The sequence below is a fragment of the Pantoea anthophila genome (assembly GCF_026104315.1).
Classification (GTDB): Bacteria; Pseudomonadota; Gammaproteobacteria; order Enterobacterales; family Enterobacteriaceae; genus Pantoea; species Pantoea anthophila.
This window is the reverse complement of the sequence record NZ_CP110473.1, coordinates 945,976-962,410: the sequence shown is the minus strand read 5'-3', so window position 1 is coordinate 962,410 and position 16,435 is coordinate 945,976. Positions and strand designations below refer to the sequence as shown.

The following is a 16,435-nucleotide window of genomic DNA, read 5'->3' as shown; positions in this document are numbered from 1 at the left end:
TCATTTACTGATTTTACTAATTATCGTGTTATACAGAATCAATCAGCTCATATTCTCAAAAGTGCATCTGTAAAAATGAAGGGAAGAGGCTATATGGTGTTTACACTCTGACCTTTAACAGCGTATTATTCCCTGCCAAGAGCACCACGGATGATTACACAAGGAATGTAAAATCATGGCTGCATTACATTTTCCCTGCACCATATTCAAAACGCAAAAGTTGATGGACGATTACAGCGCTAAAGACATGCGCTGCGGCGATCTGACCGAAGCACAGCTAAAGTCTCAGTACCGGCTGGATTACATTTCTGACCGGGTTGATCCCTGGACGCTTACCCGACGCTCCTCAATGGATCGTCCGCAGTCTATGTTCTGCTGTAATCTGCGTGGCCAGGGTGAAAAGATTACCCGCCAGCAGTGCGCCGCAATGCTGTTTGACGAATTCCGCTCGTTATCCCGCAAATTTTCTCTATACGGACCCTATAGCCACCTGATCGAAAAGATGATCACTCACCTGCAGAACGGCAATGGTACGCCCTTTCGTGATATCTCGCTGGACCGGGCCTTGAAAGAGCATATTCTGAATGATAAAACAAAAAATAGTACATACTTATTATTGAAAGAAGCCTTAAGTATAAATATCGACTGGGAAAATAAATATTACCCACGAGAAGAATCAGGAAAACTGAGGGACGCTGTACTTAGCGGAAGACTCCCCAAATTTAACAGGTTTCAGGATAATTATAACGGCATGGGTATCACTGTTCATGATGTCTGGGCAACGCATATAACTATAAAGTCACTACAGATTAATAATAATCGTTACCGGGCAGTGGTGCATTACAAGGTACAGGATCATTTTGGTCTCGACAGCGACGACATACTGAAAATAAAATTCAGCCAGTTTCATTTCTTCCGTATCTGGTTTGTTCTCCAACGATACAATCAGTTTCGCTTTAAGCCGTTCATTACCAACATTGAAGCCTTCATAGATATTTCCGGGAGCCAGTGTGAAATCTAAAAATAAAAAATTGCTTTGTGCATCATTACTAACTGGCTGCGCCCTGCTGGGTTACTTTATCTGGTTTTCGTTACGTCCCGTGGAAGTCATAGCCGTTCACCAAAGACGTAACTATAGTGATGTATTGGTGAGAAACTTTCCATTAACAGAACAAGGGAAAATCAATTGGTGGTTGAAAAACAAAAAAAATCTCAACGATACATATAACACCCCCAAACCGGCAAAAGATGGTTTTTTTACCGTAATATTTTGGGATCTTGGAGATGGATATAAAGAAACTGATGGATACGACCGACTATGTTTTGAAAAGATGAAGCCACCAATAAATTGCATTGATAAAAACTCACTAATGATGGTGGTATACAGTAAAAAAACGGGTTTGTATTTTCGACTGGATAGCGGTAAATATTATATAAAGGAAAACGGTGAGATTGAAAAAAGAAAATATTAACAAACTCGCATCTCTTTCCTGGAGACAGCAATAACATCATCCACCCTATATGGTTTGCGCCAGTCACGCAGGCATAGCAAAATGCCTAAGAGGCTAACCGAAGCAGCAACGTCTTACCGCTGCTTCAATTTCTTTCGGTGAGGTATTTTCCCCCACATTAGATTCACGTATAGACGCTACTCACTCCCGGGCGTACTTGTGCGCGTTTTGCCATGCCAAAAAAGTTGAATCCCTGGACGCTTACCCGACGTTCATCAATGGATCGTCCACAGTCCATGTTTTGCTGTAATGCGCGAATCCGGGGAGAAAATTACCCGCCAGCAGTGCCGCAATGTTGTTTGACGGATCGCTCGTTATCCCATAAATTTTCCCTTTACGGGCCCTATAGTCATCTGATCAAAAAGATGATCATGCAGAATGGCTATGGTACGCCCTTCCACGATATGTCGCTGAACCAGGCATCAAAAGAACATATAATCAATGATAACTCGCTGTGAAATAGTACACGTCTATTGTTGCAGAAAGCGCTTGAAGACAATATTGACTGGCAAAATAATATCTATTCATCTTTTGAAAAGCCAAAGCTGCATGAAGCCATATCGGGTGGTAAACTGCCAAAACTCGACAGATCCCAGGATAATTTTGACGACTTGGGTATCACCGTTCATGATACCTGAGCAACGCATATCACCATAAAACCACTGAATATTAATAATAATCGTCTTCGGGCAGTGGTACGTTACAAAGTTCAGGATCACTTCGGTCTGGATAGTGATGATATTCTGAATACAAAAGTCAGTCAGTTTCATTTCTTTTGTATCTGTTTCGTGTTACAGCGATACAATCAGTTTAGCTTCAAACTATTCATGACCAATGTGGAAAAAACTCTGAAAATTACTGGAATTCGCAAATGAGACTAAAAGAAAAGTTAATTATCGCTCTGCTTTTTCTGGCTGGTTGTGTGCTACTTAGCTACTGGCTATGGTTGTCTCAGCGCCCCGTGGATGTCATAGCCGCTCATCACAGAAGTAGTGGTTTCAGTGATGTTCTGGTCAATAGTTTCCCGCCAACTGATAAGGGAAAAATCAACTGGTGGTTAAAAAACAAGGAGATGTTAAATGATAAATATGGTATTCCAAAACCTGATAGAAACGGTCATTTTTACCTGACTATTTGGTTATTCGGGGATGGTTATAAAGAGTTAGGGAAATATGACAGACTTTGCTTTGATGATATGAAACCACCCGTAAACTGTATTGATAAGGAGAGAGTGTTTTCAATCAGTTTTAGCAAGAACAGAGGCACCATATTGACAGGAAGCGATAGCGAACATCGTCTTATACCAGATGGAAAAATATTAAAACCTGAAGACGAATAGACTCTCTCTCTCGCGCGTGGGGATAGTAATACCTTCCACGCCTGTATCAGCCATCCTGAAAACTGGCAAAATTTTCATGAAGCTTTTTCTACAGGAGTGAAAGTAACAACATGGGAAATGAGAAAGTAAAATTTAAAAACAAACCAGCTATCTTCATACTATCGTTGCTTTCCTGCCTTCTGCTGGCCTATGTTTTCTGGCTGTTGCTGCGTCCTGCAGAAATCGTTGCTGTCCATAAAAATGGTAATCACAGTTACGTTCTGGTAAAAAACTTCCCTTTTACAGATAAAGAGAGAATAGACTGGTGGCAGGAAAACAAACCTATGCTTAAAAACAGTCATGGCGTCCCGGCGCCTGATAATGATGGTTATTTTACTGTCGTCTTGTGGGATTTTGGCGATGGCTATAAAGAAGAAGGTAAGTATGACAGGCTATGTTTCGAAGACATGAAACCACCAGTGAACTGTATAGAAAAAGACAAAATTCTTACTGTTCGTTACGGTAGAAATATGGGACTCTCTTTTACAACCAACAATAATGTATATCGCGTGAAAAATAACGGTAAGATAGTAAAAGACAGAGCCGATTGAGTTTGACATATTTGCACAGGGGGAGTAGTAACCCTATCCATCTTCCACGCCTGTATCAGCCATCCCTGAAACACTCAGGAGGCTTTCTCTCCAGGTAGAAAGTGACAACATGAGAAATGGGAAGGTTTAGAAATGAACATGAAGCTAATTGACAAGATTTCGCTCTCTGTCGTAAAGGAAGCCCAAAGGCTCAGCGAAACCCAGTGCGAAATATGTCTTGAAGATAAAAACACGGGCATTATTGTTTTCGGAAAAGAACTCGAAGCTGCTGTCAGAGTGTCCGATAAACGGTTTTTACTCTTTACCACCGACGATATCGTTTACGAAGAAAGCCTTAATATATTTTATATAGATATTGAATCTGGAATTATTGAACGCCTTTCTCTCGGTGGTCATTATGTTACTGGCACCTTCGCGAATTTGAATGTGAATGAAAATTCTGTGAGCTTTAGCTTTATTGGAAATACGACATGGACTGTGCACGTGCTGCCAACTCCCTCTCTGAGATTACCCTTTACCGATCCTCCTGGTGTAAGCCGTCCAGTGGGATTAAGAAAATACATTGCTATCACCGCCACCCCTGCGCCAGCCAGGGCTGACGGCAGCCGGTAACCAGTCCCTGATCTACAGCTCCCCTACCCCGCGCTTATCCCTTTCCTGCGCACCAACTCAGCGCACTCATATTTTGCACTGCATCACACTTATCACTTTGCCATCCCTTTTAACCCCTGATTTTGAAGAGTTTTTGGATTGGCACACTTCCTGCAAACTTCTCCAGTCACGTCGTTCCCCAGGGATGATGATCTTAAAGATTTGGTATCAGCCGTTAACCGTCCGGATATCTGCGACGCCATAAGAGTGGCATACAGAGCGGGTGGAATCTGGCTGTATAACAGAACGTACTTCCGGAGAGAGCCATGACCTCAATTAGCGAACCAGTGGTAATAGCGAAACACAGCAAGTGGGTACAGCTTCTGCTTGGCTTAATCTGCATGGCAGCCATTTCCAGCCCGCAGTACGTCTGGACGCTGCTGACCAAACCGATGATGGCCAGACTCGGCGTCGGGCTGGCGGAACTGCAGGTTACGTTCTCAGTGCTGATTATTCTGCAGACCTTTTTCTCACCCTTTCAGGGTCGGCTGGTGGAGCGTTTTGGCCCGCGTCTGCTGATCTCGATTGGTACGGTGATGGCCGGCTTCAGCTGGGTCATCGCCGCCCGGGTCGATAGCCTGGCCGCACTTTATCTGGTTTATGGCTGCCTCGGCGGACTGGGCACGGGGATTGTTTATATCGGCGTCGTGGGGCTGGTGATGAAATGGTTTCCACAGCAGCGCGGTTTTGCCGCCGGAACCGTGGCGGCGGGCTACGGCATGGGCGCAATTTTTACCACCTTCCCCATCTCCATCTCTCTCAACAGCTACGGTCTTGAACAGACAATGACGGTTTTTGGCCTGCTCTTCGCCGCGGTGGGTCTTCTCGCCAGTCAGAACTTAAGGCTGCCCGGCACCAGCATGATGACGCCGGTCAGCACACCATCCGCACCCGTAGTGAGTCAGCGCCAGTTTAAATCCGGGGAAATGCTGCGTCAGCCGCTGTTCTGGCTGATGTTTATGATGATGACGATGATGTCGACCTCGGGTCTGATGGTGACGTCGCAGATGGCGATTTTTGCCGAAGACTTTGGCATCAGCAAGGCGGTCATTTTCGGTATGGCCGCGCTGCCTCTGGCGCTGACCATCGATCGTTTCACCAACGGATTAACGCGACCGCTGTTTGGTTTTATCTCCGACCGCTATGGGCGTGAAAACACCATGTTTATTGCCTTCGCACTGGAGGGCGTGGCGATGACGCTGTGGCTGGCGTGCCGTGAAGATCCGTTGCTGTTCGTTCTGCTCTCAGGCGTCGTCTTCTTTGGCTGGGGTGAAATCTTCTCGCTTTTTCCCTCCACACTCACCGACACCTTCGGCAGTGAAAATGCCTCAGCCAACTATGGCTGGCTCTATATCTCTCAGGGCATAGGCTCGATCTTTGGCGGCCCGCTGGCGGCGCTGATGTATCAGCACACCCATAACTGGCACCTGGTCTTTGGCTGCGCGATTACCTTCGACTTCATCACGGCCGGGCTGGCGTTATGGGTTCTCAAGCCGTGGCGGGCACGCTTTATGCGCCGGTAAGTCTGCCGCTGGCGACGCAGAATATAAAGTGTACAGCCGGGACCCGAAGTCCCGGCCAGAAAAGCAGCGCCATCCCTCACCATGCCCGGAATCGCCGTACGACTCTCACCCTCCGCCCGCTGTCAGATGGACCTGTTCCCTTCATGAAAACGTTAAAGCGTAAGCTTAAACGGTCAAACCCACATAAACGGTCACAAACAGTCATGCCTTCCCCGTAATAGCGGTATAGTCTGTTCAGCCGGTATTTTGTTTTTACCGGCCCTCAGCGCGAAAATATGTGAGAGGAATCACTTTCAACTGCAATTAATTGCATGGCTTTGCATGTTTTATTTCGACTTCATCACTTAATAAAGGGCGTCACTATTTGCCCACGTGGACTCCTGCCCAGTCCACATTTTCCCATGTTCGCTTCCAGTAATTTATCTCCATCGGAGGAAAAGTATGTTGCCGATTGAAAGACAGCAAAGAATTATTAATGAGATTAATATTAATGGCCGGGTAATTGTCTCAGAACTGGTCACGCTGTGTCAGGTTTCACAGGAAACCATTCGCCGGGATTTAAGTCAGCTGGAAAAGCGCGGCTTATTACAGCGCAGCCACGGCGGCGCTGTGCTGATAAAAAAACAAAGCACCGGCTCGCCGGGAAATAACAGAATCGCTAAAGAGAACGAATTATCCTTCCGGCAGCGAATTAATGAGCACGCCGATGAAAAAATGATCATTGCCAAGCGTGCGCTCGACTTTATCAGCCCCGGCGACTGCATCCTGCTGGATAGCAGCACCACCTGCTGGTATCTGGCGCGGCAGCTGCCGGACATTGAGTTAACGGTATTAACCAATTCGCTGCGTATCGTGCAGACGCTGGCGGCGCGCGGCAGTATCCGCACGATCTGCCTGGGTGGGGAATATTCCGATCGCGATGAAGATTTTCACGGCGTGGTGGCCGAGCAGCCACTGCGTGAATTTCAGATTAATAAAATCTTTTTTTCCTGTAGCAGTCTGGGCAACGACGGATATTTACGCGAAGGCAATGAGAATAATGCGCACCTGAAACAACAGATGCTGCTGGCCGCAGAAAGAAAACATCTTTTAATGGATGGCAGTAAATTTCTGCGCCCCTCTTTTGCCCGAATCTGTCACTACCGTGATGTCGATTTTCTTATTACCGACCAGTTAAAAGATAAAGAGCTTGAACAGGAACTGGCATGGAATGGTGTCAACGTCATCGTCTGTTCTCAGCGTTATCAATCCATGCAGCTAATTAAAAATTAATCCGGAGTCTGTATGAAAAAACATCTTATCGCCTGCTCTCTGCTTGCCCTGTTTGCCGCCTCAGGTGCGCAGGCCGCAGATAAATTACGTATGGGTATTGTGGTCAAAATAGGCGGTATTCCCTGGTTCAATGCCATGGAGACGGGCATTAAAAGTGAAGCGGCTAAACGCGGTATCGATGCGTGGATGGTGGGGCCGACCGCCGCGGACCCGGCGCTTCAGGTGCGCGCCATTGAAGATTTGATTGCGCAGAAAGTCGATATCATCGGCGTGGTGCCCAACGACCCGAAAGTGCTGGAGCCGGTGCTGAAACGGGCCCGTGACGCCGGTATCGAAGTGATTACCCATGAGTCACCCGGCCAGCAGGGGGCCAACTGGGACTTCGAACTGGTCGATGCGACCACTCACGGCATCAACCACATGAAAGCGCTGGCGAGCTGCATGCACGACGAAGGCAAATATGCCATGTACGTCGGCAGCCTGACGGTGCCTCTGCATCAGCAGTGGACCGACGCCGCGCTCACTTATCAGAAAGAACACTATCCCAGAATGCAGCTGGTCACCGACAAGTTTGGCGTCGGCGAATCGCTGGATGACTCTATCCGTACCACCAATGAGCTGATGTCCAAATATCCCGATCTGAAAGGGATCCTGGCGTTTGGTTCACAGGGGCCTATCGGCGCCGGGCGTGCGGTGATGAACCGTAAAAAAATCGACCAGGTCTGCGTCATTGGCTCTTTCAGTCCGGGCCAGGGTGCCTCGCTGGTGCAGCGTAACGCCATCAAAGGGGGCTTCATCTGGAATCCGGAGACCGCGGGCGAAGTCTTTGTCCGCATCGCCGACATGATGCAGAAGAAGGAGCCGATCACCGATGGCATGACGATTGAAGGGCTGGGCAAAGTCAAAGTGGATGAAGCCACCCACACCATTCTGGGTAACAGCACCGAAAGTCTGGATAAAGCCAACCTGCCAAAACTGGTAAAAATGGGGCTCTGATATGCAAGAGGTCACTCCACAGACACTGATTGCGCTCGGGAATCTGTCGAAAACATTTGGTGGTAACCGCGCACTCAGCGATATCTCCCTGACTCTGCGGGCAGGCGAAGTGCACTGCCTTGCGGGTACCAACGGCTGTGGCAAGAGCACTCTGATCAAAGTTATCTCCGGGGTGCACGCCCCGGACAGCGGCAGCCGCATCACGCTGGGCGACGGTCCGACGCTGCCGCGCCTCACTACCCGGCAGGCGCGCGACTTCGGTATCCAGGTGATTTATCAGGATCTCTCGCTGTTCCCCAACCTCAGCGTGGCAGAGAACATCGCCTTCGAGCATAACCTCAACGGCCTGCTGCGCTGGCACCACCGCGCACGTCTGCGGGAGAGCGCGCGCACTATCATTACCGAACTGAAGTTCGATCTCGATCTGGATGAGAAAGTCGCGGCGCTCTCTATCGCGCAGCGTCAGCAGGTGGCGATCTGCCGTGCGCTGGTCGCCGATGCGCGGCTGGTGATCATGGATGAGCCGACTGCCTCGCTGACCCGCACTGAGGTCAATCAGCTGCTGCGTACCGTGCGCTACCTGAAAGATAAGAACATCTGCGTGGTGTTTGTCAGCCACAGGCTGGATGAGGTGCTGGAGATCTCCGACCGCGTAACGGTGATCCGCGACGGACGCAAAATGGGCTGCTGGCCTGCGCGGGAGATGACGCCGCACCATCTGACAGAGCTGATGACCGGCCTGAAACTCGACTATCAGCTGAAAGCCCCGACGCGCAACAGCGATCGCGCCATTCTGGAGATCGAGTCGTTAACCCGCGCCGGTCAGTATCACGACGTCAATTTTAAACTCTATGAAGGTGAGGTGCTCGGACTGTGCGGGCTGCTCGGTTCCGGCCGTACCGAGCTGGCGCTGTCGCTGTTCGGCATGACCCGTCCCGACAGCGGCAAGATCTGGCTCGACAGCAAGCCGGTGCGCTTTCGCGGCCATGAAGATGCGATCAAAGCGGGCATCGGCTACGTCTCGGAGGATCGGCTGACGCTGGGCTTGGTGCAGCAGCAGTCGGTGGCGGACAACATGGTGCTGCCGATCCTCGACAAGCTGCAGAACCGCTTTCACCTGATCGATGAGTACCGTAAAAACAAGCTGATTCTGCAGTGGATCCAGCAGCTTGGCGTGCGCGTCGCCGATCCGAATCTCGCTATCTCCACCCTCTCCGGCGGTAACCAGCAGAAAATTGTGCTGGCGAAATGGGTGCTGACCCAGCCGCGCATTCTGATCCTCGACTCCCCCACCGTCGGCGTCGATGTGGGTGCCAAGGCCAGCATCTATCAGCTGATCCATGAGCTGGCGAAAGAGGGTCTGTCGATCATCCTCATCTCCGATGAGGTGCCGGAGGTCTGGTACAACTGCGATCGGATCCTGCACTTCCGCGATGGCACGATCCATGCCGAATATCAACCCGATAGCGTCGAACAGCAGCAGCTGGCGGAGGTGATCAATGCCTGACTTTTCCCGTTTCCGTCCGCACTCCAGTCAGGGCTGGCTCGCCTGGGTGCTGCTGGCGTTCATTCTGTTTTTCTCGCTCGCCAGCGACCAGTTTCTCACCATGCAGAATCTGCTGGATCTGGCGGAGAGCTACGCCGTTACCGGCATCTTTGCGCTGGGCCTGTTTGTGGTGCTGGTCACCGGCGGGATCGATATCTCGTTTGCGGCCGTCGCCTCGGTGGTGCAGTACCTGCTGGCGTCGCTGTTTGTACAGTTCCAGTTCGACAATGCGCTGCTCAGCATTCTGCTGGCGGTGATGTGCGGCACGCTGTTCGGGGTGGTCAATGCCCTGCTGATCACCACGCTGCGGGTGGTCTCCATCATCATCACCATCAGCATGCAGTCGCTGCTGTTCGGGTTGCTGATGTGGGTTACCGGCGGCCGCAGCCTCTACTCGCTGCCGGAGTGGTGGATCACGCTGCGCAACGTGCTGCCGTTCAGCTGGCAGGGTGAGAGCTTCCAGGTCGGGCTGCCGCTGGTCACCATGCTGCTGATCGCCGCTGTCACCGCGCTACTGCTGAACAAAACCAACCTTGGACGCCAGCTCTACGCCGTTGGCGGCGATGCAGAGTCGGCCCGCCGTATCGGTATCCGCGTCGGCCTGATTCACGTATTCGCTTACGGCTGGCTGGGCGCGATGGCGGCCATCGGCGGGCTGGTGCAGGTCTATCGCATGGGCGAGGTGGTGCCCAACGCGCTGGTTGGCGGCGAGCTGGACGTGCTGGCCGCCACGGTGCTGGGCGGTGCCAGCCTGATGGGAGGCAAAGGGACGGTGAGCGGCACGCTGATGGGGGTCTTCCTGATCGCCATTCTCAAGAACGGCCTCAACCTGGTCGGCGTCTCGAACTACTTCATGAATATCGTGGTAGGCGGCGTCATCATGATTGCGATCGCCGTGACCCACTACAAAAAACGCAAAGAAACTGACGTCAGTTTTGTGTGACCGAGGGCACTGATAATGAAATCACTGACTGCATTGCGACCCGACGGGACCAACATCGGCCTGATGCTGCTGATTGCGCTGGCGCTGGCCACCTTCACGGTGATGCTGCCGGGGCGCTTCCTGACCGACTCCACCTTTATGAGTATGGCGTTTCAGCTGCCGGAACTCGGTTTACTGACGCTGGCGATGTTTATCGCCATCCTCAGCGGCGGCCTGAACCTCGCCATTATCGCGACCGCCAACCTCACGGCGCTGTTTATCGCCTGGACGCTGATGAGCGCCCTGCCCGCCGGTGCCGGAATGGCGCTGCAGCTGCTATGGCTCTTTATCGCCATCCTTGGCGCCATGCTGATCGCGGCCGCGATCGGCGTAGTGACGGGGCTGATGGTGACGCGGATCGGCGCACATCCGATTCTGGTGACGCTGGCGACGATGATGACGCTGAACGGCATCGGGATCTGGCTGACCCACGGCGCGGCCGTCAGCGGCATGCCGCCGGTGGTGCAGGCGCTGGGAGCTGACACGCTGCTGGGTATGCCGCTGCCGCTCTGGGTGTTCCTGGTCGCCGCCGCGCTGCTGGCGCTGTTCCTCGGTAAAACCCGCGCCGGTAAATGCATCTATATGGGCGGCAGCAACATCAACGCCACCTGGTTCAGCGGGATCAACACCCATCGCATGGTGATGCTGGTCTATGTGATCTCCAGCCTGCTCTGCGTGCTGGCGGGGCTGATCATGATGGCGCGCTTCAACTCCGCCCGTATGGGCTACGGCGACGCCTATCTGCTGCTGACGGTGCTGGCCATTATTCTCGGCGGCACCGATCCCAACGGGGGCTTCGGCCGTGTGACCGGCGTGGTGCTGGCGCTGATTGCGCTGCAGGTGCTCTCCACCGGTTTCAATCTGATGAATATCAGCCAGCACGTCAGCCTGGCCATGTGGGGCGCGGTGCTGATTGTGGTTCTCGCCTTCAAACAATTCAAAACCCGATTCAACGAACACCGTGCCGTAAAGCTCAGCAGGCTGGCCGCGGTGCTTAATCCTCTGACTGAAAAGAAGGAAGTATGATGCGTACTCAAATCTCCCCGTCACTGATGTGTATGAACCTGATGGAGATCAAGCACCAGCTGCAGATCCTCGACTCGCGCGCTGACTTTCTTCATGTGGATATCATGGATGGTCACTACGTTAAGAACATCACGCTCTCTCCCTTCTTTATTGAGCAGATCCGTCCTTTTACCCGCGTGGCGATCGACGTGCATCTGATGGTGGAAGAGCCAACCGACTTTATCGAGGCGGTCGCCAGAGCGGGCGCTGACTATATCTGTCCGCACGCGGAGACCATCAATCGCGATGCGTTTCGCGTCATTAACCTGATCCGCAGCTTCGACAAAAAGGTGGGCGTGGTGCTGAATCCGGCGACGCCGGTGTCATACCTTCAGCACTATATCCATCTGCTTGATAAGATCACCGTGATGACGGTCGACCCCGGCTACGCCGGACAGCCCTTTATTCCGGAAATGGTGGAAAAGGTGCGTGAGCTGAAAGCGCTGAAGGAGCAGCATGGCTTCCACTATCTGATCGAGATCGACGGCTCCTGCAACACCCGCACCTATCACCAGCTGATCGGCGCAGGCGCGGAAGTGCTGATTGTCGGCACCTCCGGCCTGTTCAATATCCACGACGATTTAGCCACCGCGTGGGAGATGATGCGCGACAGCATTGATGAGGCCCAGGGGCTGGCGAAGGTGTCCGCATGAGATCACGCTGGCTCGGTATCGATATCGGCGGCACCGGTACCCGGCTGCAGCTGATGGAAGAGGGGGGCATCTGGAGCAGCTTTCGCAAGGTGCCCACCACCAGCTGGGCGCAGCAGCCCGATGCGCTGCAGGCCCTGGCACAGCTCATTGATGAAACGCTGGAGCAGCAGCCGGTCAGTGGCATCATGCTGGGGCTGCCCGGCATCCTCAGCCGCGACAGGAAACAGGTGATCTCGCTGCCTTTTATTCAGGCGCTGGATCATCAGCCGGTGGCGGCGCGTCTGGCGGCGCAACTCGGCGTGCCGGTCGCGATGGACAAAGATGTGAACCATCTGATGCTGTGGGATCTGCTGCAGCTGGAGCAGCTGCCGGCTAACGCCGTGGGCCTCTATCCCGGCACCGGGATGGGCAACAGCCTGTGGCTGAATGGCCACTTTTATCACGGCGAGCATGGTGGTGCAGGGGAACTGGGCCACGTGCCCGTCGCCGGAAACGACCTCCCCTGCCCGTGCGGCAATCGCGGCTGTGCGGAAACCCTGACCTCGGGCCACTGGCTGAGTCACTGGGCCGCTCTGAACGCCGCCGACACGCCTATCGCCGCGCTGTTTACCCGCCACGGGGAGCAACCGGAACTTCAGGCGTTTGTGCGACGTCTGGCGCAGCTGATTGCCACCGAGATGAATATACTCGACCCGGAATATCTGATCCTTGGCGGCGGCGTGCTGGCGATGGCTGATTTTCCGCTGGCCCTGCTGCGCAGCCAGATCCAGCAGCATCTGCGGCCACCGGTCACACGCGAAAACCTGAAGATTGTTTTCAGCCACTCAACCGACTACACGGGCTGTCGCGGTGCCTGTCTCGCCGCCGAACGCCTGTTCAGGAGCGCAGGATGAAAGGAAAAGTGTGTGTGTTCGGCTCTTTTAATCTCGATGTGGTCGCCGTGATGCGTCGCTTTCCGCTACCGGGTGAGTCGCTGACGGCGCACCACAGCATGATGGGTGCGGGCGGAAAAGGAGCAAATCAGGCCACGGCGGCGCTGCGCGCAGGTGCGCGGGTGCACTACATCGGGAAAGTGGGTAACGACGATTTCGGCCTCTTTGCACGTCGTCATCTGGAGAAAACCGGCTTTGACGCCATTACGCTGTTTACCTGTAAGGAGAAGCCCACCGGTAACGCCCTGATCTATGTTGCAGGCGATGATGCGGAAAATATGATTTCGGTTTATCCCGGCGCCAATACCACCGTGACGGCCGCAGAGGTGACGCGCTGTCAGCCGACGGTAGCCGCCGCAGATATCCTGCTGGTGCAGCTCGAAAATAACCTCAGCGCCATCCAGCGCATGATCGATAACGCCCGAGCCAGCGGCACCTTTGTGATCCTCAATCCGGCCCCCTGGCAGAAAGTCAGCGATGCGCTGCTGGCAAAGATCGATCTGCTGACGCCCAACAGCACCGAGGCGACCCAGCTCAGCGGCGTGACCGTCACCGATTTCGACAGCGCCCGCCGCGCCGCCGCGGTGCTGCATCGCAAAGGGGCGCGTCAGGTGATCATCACGCTGGGCATCGCCGGAGCGCTGCTGTCAACGCCTGCGGAGCAACAGCGCATTCCGCTCTTCCCGGCGCAGCCGCGCGATACCACCGGTGCGGGAGACGCATTCAATGGCGCGCTGGCCGCCCGGCTCGCTTCGGGCGATGACCTGCCGCAGGCGGCGCGCTTTGCTGCGGCATTTGCCTCCCTCTGTGTCGAGCGTGCTGGCGCGGCCGACTCCATGCCCTCCTATGCCGAGGCGCTGGCACGCCTGCAGGCGCACCCGGAGTGTCTTGTCGAGCCAATTGAGAGTATCACCGCCTGATGCAGGCAGCCCGATTACGCGGCAGTGTCATCTGCCGCCTCTCCCCCTTTACAGCCCCCGTCCAGACACGAAATAATAGCGCCACACGCCAGGCCCCCTGGCAGCCTCTGAACCGACGTTAATCCAGCGGACCCCATTATGACCAACGAAATCCCTCTTAAGTATTACGATGTCGCCGATGAGTATGCGACCGAGTCCGCGAAGCCGGTGGACGAAGCGGAACGCACCCCGCTGGCGCACTACTTCCAGCTGCTGATCACCCGTTTAATGAACAACGAGGAGATCAGTGAAGCGTCGCAGCAGGAGATGGCGCGTGAAGCGGGCATCGACGAGCAGCGTATTGATGATATCGCTGAATTCCTGAACCGCTGGGGCAATGAGTAACGGCGATTGACCCTCAGGCGGGCCTGCGCTTTCCGCCAGCCCGTCTGGTCCGCCTCCCCGATAGCTCCGCTGCCGAGCACGGCGCCGGACAGCCTGATATCCCCGCCTTCCCCTTTTCCGCCCCGCTTTTAACCCCGCCGCCGTCCCTGGCATGCCGGAAAATTATCGTCCAGACTGATATAGTCTGCGCAGGCATTGTGTTTTACACTGCGCGCTGTAAAAACTGAGCAGAGTAAGCAGGCAAGAAAAATGGCGATGAACGGAACAATCACAACCTGGTTCAAAGATAAAGGATTCGGCTTTATCAAAGATGAAAACGGCGATAACCGCTATTTTCATGTGATTAAGGTCGCCAATCCTGATCTGATTAAGAAAGATGCGGCGGTAACGTTTGAGCCAACCACCAACAACAAAGGCTTATCCGCCTATGCGGTGAAGGTGGCCCCGGAGAGTAAATATATCTTCATCGCGGGCGAGCGGCTGAAAATCACCTCGATCAAGTCTTACCTGGTCTACAGCGAAGAAGTGCCAGCGGATACCGGTATCGACAAAGAGAACGCGGTGCTCTCAGTAGGTCTGCTGCTGAATAACATCCGGCCTAAATCGGACGCGAAACCGGGTGAGATGCGCTCGCTGAAAAAGCTGGCGGTCACCACTTTCCAGGGCTCGACGCTGATCTTCTCCGAAGATGAGATCGACATTGAAAGCACGGTCAAAGTGCTCAAGTCCCTGAAGTAACCCCGCCGCAGGGCCGGATGCCTGTGCGCCGCCGCACCAGGATACCGGCCCGCTGCCCCTCTCTCCCTGAACCCGTCCCGTCGCTGCGCATCTGACGCCATGCTCCATAGGTTTCTCTGTTGCGCCACGGGGCCGCACGTGTCCCCTTCTGCTTCATCACGCCACCCTCTGACGGCCTGCGGAAAAAAACCGGTCAGAAACGCGGGTCAGGCAAGGATCATCCCCCTGAAGCGTTTTCCAGGGTAGAATTACAGACTTTGTTCACGCATGGCTCAGGTTTTCCATCAGCGCAAATTGATACGAAAAGCGGGTGAAATAAGGTATAAAGCCGCATGAAAATCCCAAACAGAATTCAGCCCCTGGTCGATGACGGCCTGATTGACGATGTGCTGCAGCGCCTGAAAAGCGGCAAGGAAGCAGACGTCTACACCGTGCTTTGCGGTGACAAAGTGCAGTGCGCCAAAGTCTATAAAGAGGCTACCCAGCGCAGCTTTAAGCAGGCGGTTCAGTATCAGGAAGGCCGGAAAACCCGTAACAGCCGTAACGCCCGCGCCATGCAGAAAGGCTCAAAGTTTGGCCGTAAGCAGCAGGAAGAGTCCTGGCAGACCGCCGAAGTCGACGCCCTGTTTCGCCTGGCTAACGCCGGTGTGCGCGTGCCTCAGCCCTATCTCTGCATCGACGGGGTATTGCTGATGGAGCTGGTCACCGACGCCAATGGTTCGGTCGCGCCGCGCCTCAGCGACGTAACGCTCTCCGAAGAGGAGGCGATCACCGATTTTAACACCATGATCCGCAACATCGTTCGCATGCTCTGTGCCGGTATCGTTCATGGTGACCTGTCGGAGTTCAACGTCCTGCTGGATGATCAGGGACCGGTGATCATCGACCTGCCTCAGGCGGTGGATGCGGCGGCCAACAACCATGCGGAGTCGATGTTCGCGCGTGACGTGAATAACATCACCGCCTACTACGGGCAGTTCGCCCCGCAGCTGTTAAAGACGCGCTATGCCGGCGAGATCTGGCAGCTCTATGAAGAGGGTAAGTTAACCCCGGAAACGACGCTCACCGGCCAGTTTGTGGAAGAGGAGCGTGACGTGGATATGGATTCCCTGCTGGATGAGATCATCACCGCTGAAGATGAGTATTACGAGCGTCAGCGTGCCAGCCGGGAGCGCGACCAGGAATAGGTGCCCCGCCAGTAAAAACGGCAGCGAGTCACCTCGCTGCCGCACGCTCTTCCTTTTGTCACCGTACCAGGACCGTCAGCGCAATCAGGGTGACGCCGATAATCATGACGCTGACAAAAACGCGATCCAGCCTGCTTTTTTTCATC

General features: G+C 53.9%; 18 protein-coding genes and 1 pseudogene. 18 read left to right on the top strand and 1 reads right to left on the bottom strand.

All coding sequences use genetic code 11. The features are described 5' to 3' along the window. Positions 1-175: 175 nt before the first annotated feature. The 18 genes and pseudogenes from OJ965_RS07115 (at position 176) to OJ965_RS07030 (ending at position 16,289) form a co-directional block, all read left to right on the top strand. Positions 176-1,021 (top strand): YPO3983 family protein, encoded by an 846-nt coding sequence (locus OJ965_RS07115; protein ID WP_046102390.1) that lies wholly within the window; start codon positions 176-178, stop codon positions 1,019-1,021. Beyond that, on the top strand, positions 1,011-1,472 hold the full coding sequence (locus tag OJ965_RS07110; protein ID WP_265138512.1) for a DUF943 family protein: 462 nt from the start codon (positions 1,011-1,013) through the stop codon (positions 1,470-1,472). Before OJ965_RS07115 ends, OJ965_RS07110 begins: the two co-directional genes overlap by 11 nt. 212 nt (positions 1,473-1,684) lie before the next feature. Beyond that, positions 1,685-2,386, top strand: a pseudogene (locus OJ965_RS07105) (YPO3983 family protein). Next, positions 2,383-2,850, top strand: coding sequence for a DUF943 family protein (locus OJ965_RS07100; protein WP_265138511.1), 468 nt, complete (start codon positions 2,383-2,385; stop codon positions 2,848-2,850). Before OJ965_RS07105 ends, OJ965_RS07100 begins: the two are co-directional and overlap by 4 nt. 110 nt (positions 2,851-2,960) lie before the next feature. Then, a complete protein-coding gene (locus tag OJ965_RS07095) occupies positions 2,961-3,440 on the top strand; it encodes a DUF943 family protein (RefSeq protein WP_265138510.1) in 480 nt (159 codons plus the stop codon). A gap of 132 nt (positions 3,441-3,572) precedes the next feature. After that, positions 3,573-4,052 (top strand): hypothetical protein, encoded by a 480-nt coding sequence (locus OJ965_RS07090; RefSeq protein WP_265138509.1) that lies wholly within the window; start codon positions 3,573-3,575, stop codon positions 4,050-4,052. A gap of 305 nt (positions 4,053-4,357) precedes the next feature. Continuing rightward, entirely contained in the window at positions 4,358-5,614 is a 1,257-nt protein-coding gene (gene oxlT, locus OJ965_RS07085; protein ID WP_265138508.1) for an oxalate/formate MFS antiporter, read from the top strand. 441 nt (positions 5,615-6,055) lie between these two features. Further along, complete coding sequence (locus OJ965_RS07080; RefSeq protein WP_140923252.1) at positions 6,056-6,886, top strand: DeoR/GlpR family DNA-binding transcription regulator; 831 nt, start codon at positions 6,056-6,058, stop codon at positions 6,884-6,886. A 12-nt stretch (positions 6,887-6,898) separates the two neighbouring features. Then, positions 6,899-7,882, top strand: a complete 984-nt coding sequence (locus OJ965_RS07075) for a substrate-binding domain-containing protein (protein ID WP_265138507.1) — start codon at positions 6,899-6,901, stop codon at positions 7,880-7,882. Position 7,883: 1 nt separating this feature from the next. After that, entirely contained in the window at positions 7,884-9,389 is a 1,506-nt protein-coding gene (locus tag OJ965_RS07070; RefSeq protein ID WP_058957968.1) for a sugar ABC transporter ATP-binding protein, read from the top strand. Further along, positions 9,382-10,371, top strand: coding sequence for an ABC transporter permease (locus OJ965_RS07065; protein ID WP_046102397.1), 990 nt, complete (start codon positions 9,382-9,384; stop codon positions 10,369-10,371). The genes OJ965_RS07070 and OJ965_RS07065 overlap by 8 nt, the downstream gene beginning before the upstream one ends. A 15-nt stretch (positions 10,372-10,386) precedes the next feature. Beyond that, on the top strand, positions 10,387-11,436 hold the full coding sequence (locus OJ965_RS07060; protein WP_046102429.1) for an ABC transporter permease: 1,050 nt from the start codon (positions 10,387-10,389) through the stop codon (positions 11,434-11,436). Beyond that, positions 11,436-12,128, top strand: coding sequence for a D-allulose 6-phosphate 3-epimerase (gene alsE / locus OJ965_RS07055; RefSeq protein WP_009088593.1), 693 nt, complete (start codon positions 11,436-11,438; stop codon positions 12,126-12,128). Before OJ965_RS07060 ends, alsE begins: the two co-directional genes overlap by 1 nt. Beyond that, on the top strand, positions 12,125-13,021 hold the full coding sequence (gene alsK, locus OJ965_RS07050) for an allose kinase (RefSeq protein ID WP_265138504.1): 897 nt from the start codon (positions 12,125-12,127) through the stop codon (positions 13,019-13,021). Before alsE ends, alsK begins: the two co-directional genes overlap by 4 nt. Beyond that, the gene (locus tag OJ965_RS07045) at positions 13,018-13,980 is read left to right on the top strand and encodes a ribokinase (protein ID WP_009088588.1); all 963 of its coding nucleotides are present in this window, start codon (positions 13,018-13,020) and stop codon (positions 13,978-13,980) included. The genes alsK and OJ965_RS07045 overlap by 4 nt, the downstream gene beginning before the upstream one ends. A gap of 138 nt (positions 13,981-14,118) precedes the next feature. Beyond that, positions 14,119-14,364: a YmjA family protein gene (locus tag OJ965_RS07040; protein ID WP_009088586.1), complete on the top strand. Its 246-nt coding sequence runs from the start codon at positions 14,119-14,121 to the stop codon at positions 14,362-14,364. A gap of 249 nt (positions 14,365-14,613) precedes the next feature. Continuing rightward, positions 14,614-15,102, top strand: a complete 489-nt coding sequence (locus tag OJ965_RS07035) for a cold-shock protein (protein WP_009088583.1) — start codon at positions 14,614-14,616, stop codon at positions 15,100-15,102. 332 nt (positions 15,103-15,434) lie between these two features. Further along, positions 15,435-16,289, top strand: a complete 855-nt coding sequence (locus tag OJ965_RS07030; RefSeq protein WP_009088581.1) for a PA4780 family RIO1-like protein kinase — start codon at positions 15,435-15,437, stop codon at positions 16,287-16,289. A 58-nt stretch (positions 16,290-16,347) separates the two neighbouring features. Here the strand turns inward: OJ965_RS07030 and mgtU are convergent, their stop codons facing one another. Then, positions 16,348-16,434, bottom strand: a complete 87-nt coding sequence (mgtU, locus tag OJ965_RS21330) for a magnesium transporter protection protein MgtU (RefSeq protein ID WP_350769224.1) — start codon at positions 16,432-16,434, stop codon at positions 16,348-16,350. Between the last annotated feature and the right edge of the window lies 1 nt (position 16,435).

What these genes read in the sequence shown, in the direction of transcription:
- OJ965_RS07035 (WP_009088583.1), top strand. Translation starts at nt 14,614, where the DNA reads ATGGCGATGAACGGAACAATCACAACCTGGTTCAAAGATAAAGGATTC.
- OJ965_RS07100 (WP_265138511.1), top strand. Translation starts at nt 2,383, where the DNA reads ATGAGACTAAAAGAAAAGTTAATTATCGCTCTGCTTTTTCTGGCTGGT.
- oxlT (WP_265138508.1), top strand. Translation starts at nt 4,358, where the DNA reads ATGACCTCAATTAGCGAACCAGTGGTAATAGCGAAACACAGCAAGTGG.
- OJ965_RS07070 (WP_058957968.1), top strand. Translation starts at nt 7,884, where the DNA reads ATGCAAGAGGTCACTCCACAGACACTGATTGCGCTCGGGAATCTGTCG.
- OJ965_RS07115 (WP_046102390.1), top strand. Translation starts at nt 176, where the DNA reads ATGGCTGCATTACATTTTCCCTGCACCATATTCAAAACGCAAAAGTTG.
- alsK (WP_265138504.1), top strand. Translation starts at nt 12,125, where the DNA reads ATGAGATCACGCTGGCTCGGTATCGATATCGGCGGCACCGGTACCCGG.
- OJ965_RS07095 (WP_265138510.1), top strand. Translation starts at nt 2,961, where the DNA reads ATGGGAAATGAGAAAGTAAAATTTAAAAACAAACCAGCTATCTTCATA.
- alsE (WP_009088593.1), top strand. Translation starts at nt 11,436, where the DNA reads ATGCGTACTCAAATCTCCCCGTCACTGATGTGTATGAACCTGATGGAG.
- OJ965_RS07090 (WP_265138509.1), top strand. Translation starts at nt 3,573, where the DNA reads ATGAACATGAAGCTAATTGACAAGATTTCGCTCTCTGTCGTAAAGGAA.
- OJ965_RS07045 (WP_009088588.1), top strand. Translation starts at nt 13,018, where the DNA reads ATGAAAGGAAAAGTGTGTGTGTTCGGCTCTTTTAATCTCGATGTGGTC.
- OJ965_RS07040 (WP_009088586.1), top strand. Translation starts at nt 14,119, where the DNA reads ATGACCAACGAAATCCCTCTTAAGTATTACGATGTCGCCGATGAGTAT.
- OJ965_RS07030 (WP_009088581.1), top strand. Translation starts at nt 15,435, where the DNA reads ATGAAAATCCCAAACAGAATTCAGCCCCTGGTCGATGACGGCCTGATT.
- OJ965_RS07075 (WP_265138507.1), top strand. Translation starts at nt 6,899, where the DNA reads ATGAAAAAACATCTTATCGCCTGCTCTCTGCTTGCCCTGTTTGCCGCC.
- OJ965_RS07060 (WP_046102429.1), top strand. Translation starts at nt 10,387, where the DNA reads ATGAAATCACTGACTGCATTGCGACCCGACGGGACCAACATCGGCCTG.
- OJ965_RS07080 (WP_140923252.1), top strand. Translation starts at nt 6,056, where the DNA reads ATGTTGCCGATTGAAAGACAGCAAAGAATTATTAATGAGATTAATATT.
- mgtU (WP_350769224.1), bottom strand. Translation starts at nt 16,434, where the DNA reads ATGAAAAAAAGCAGGCTGGATCGCGTTTTTGTCAGCGTCATGATTATC.
- OJ965_RS07065 (WP_046102397.1), top strand. Translation starts at nt 9,382, where the DNA reads ATGCCTGACTTTTCCCGTTTCCGTCCGCACTCCAGTCAGGGCTGGCTC.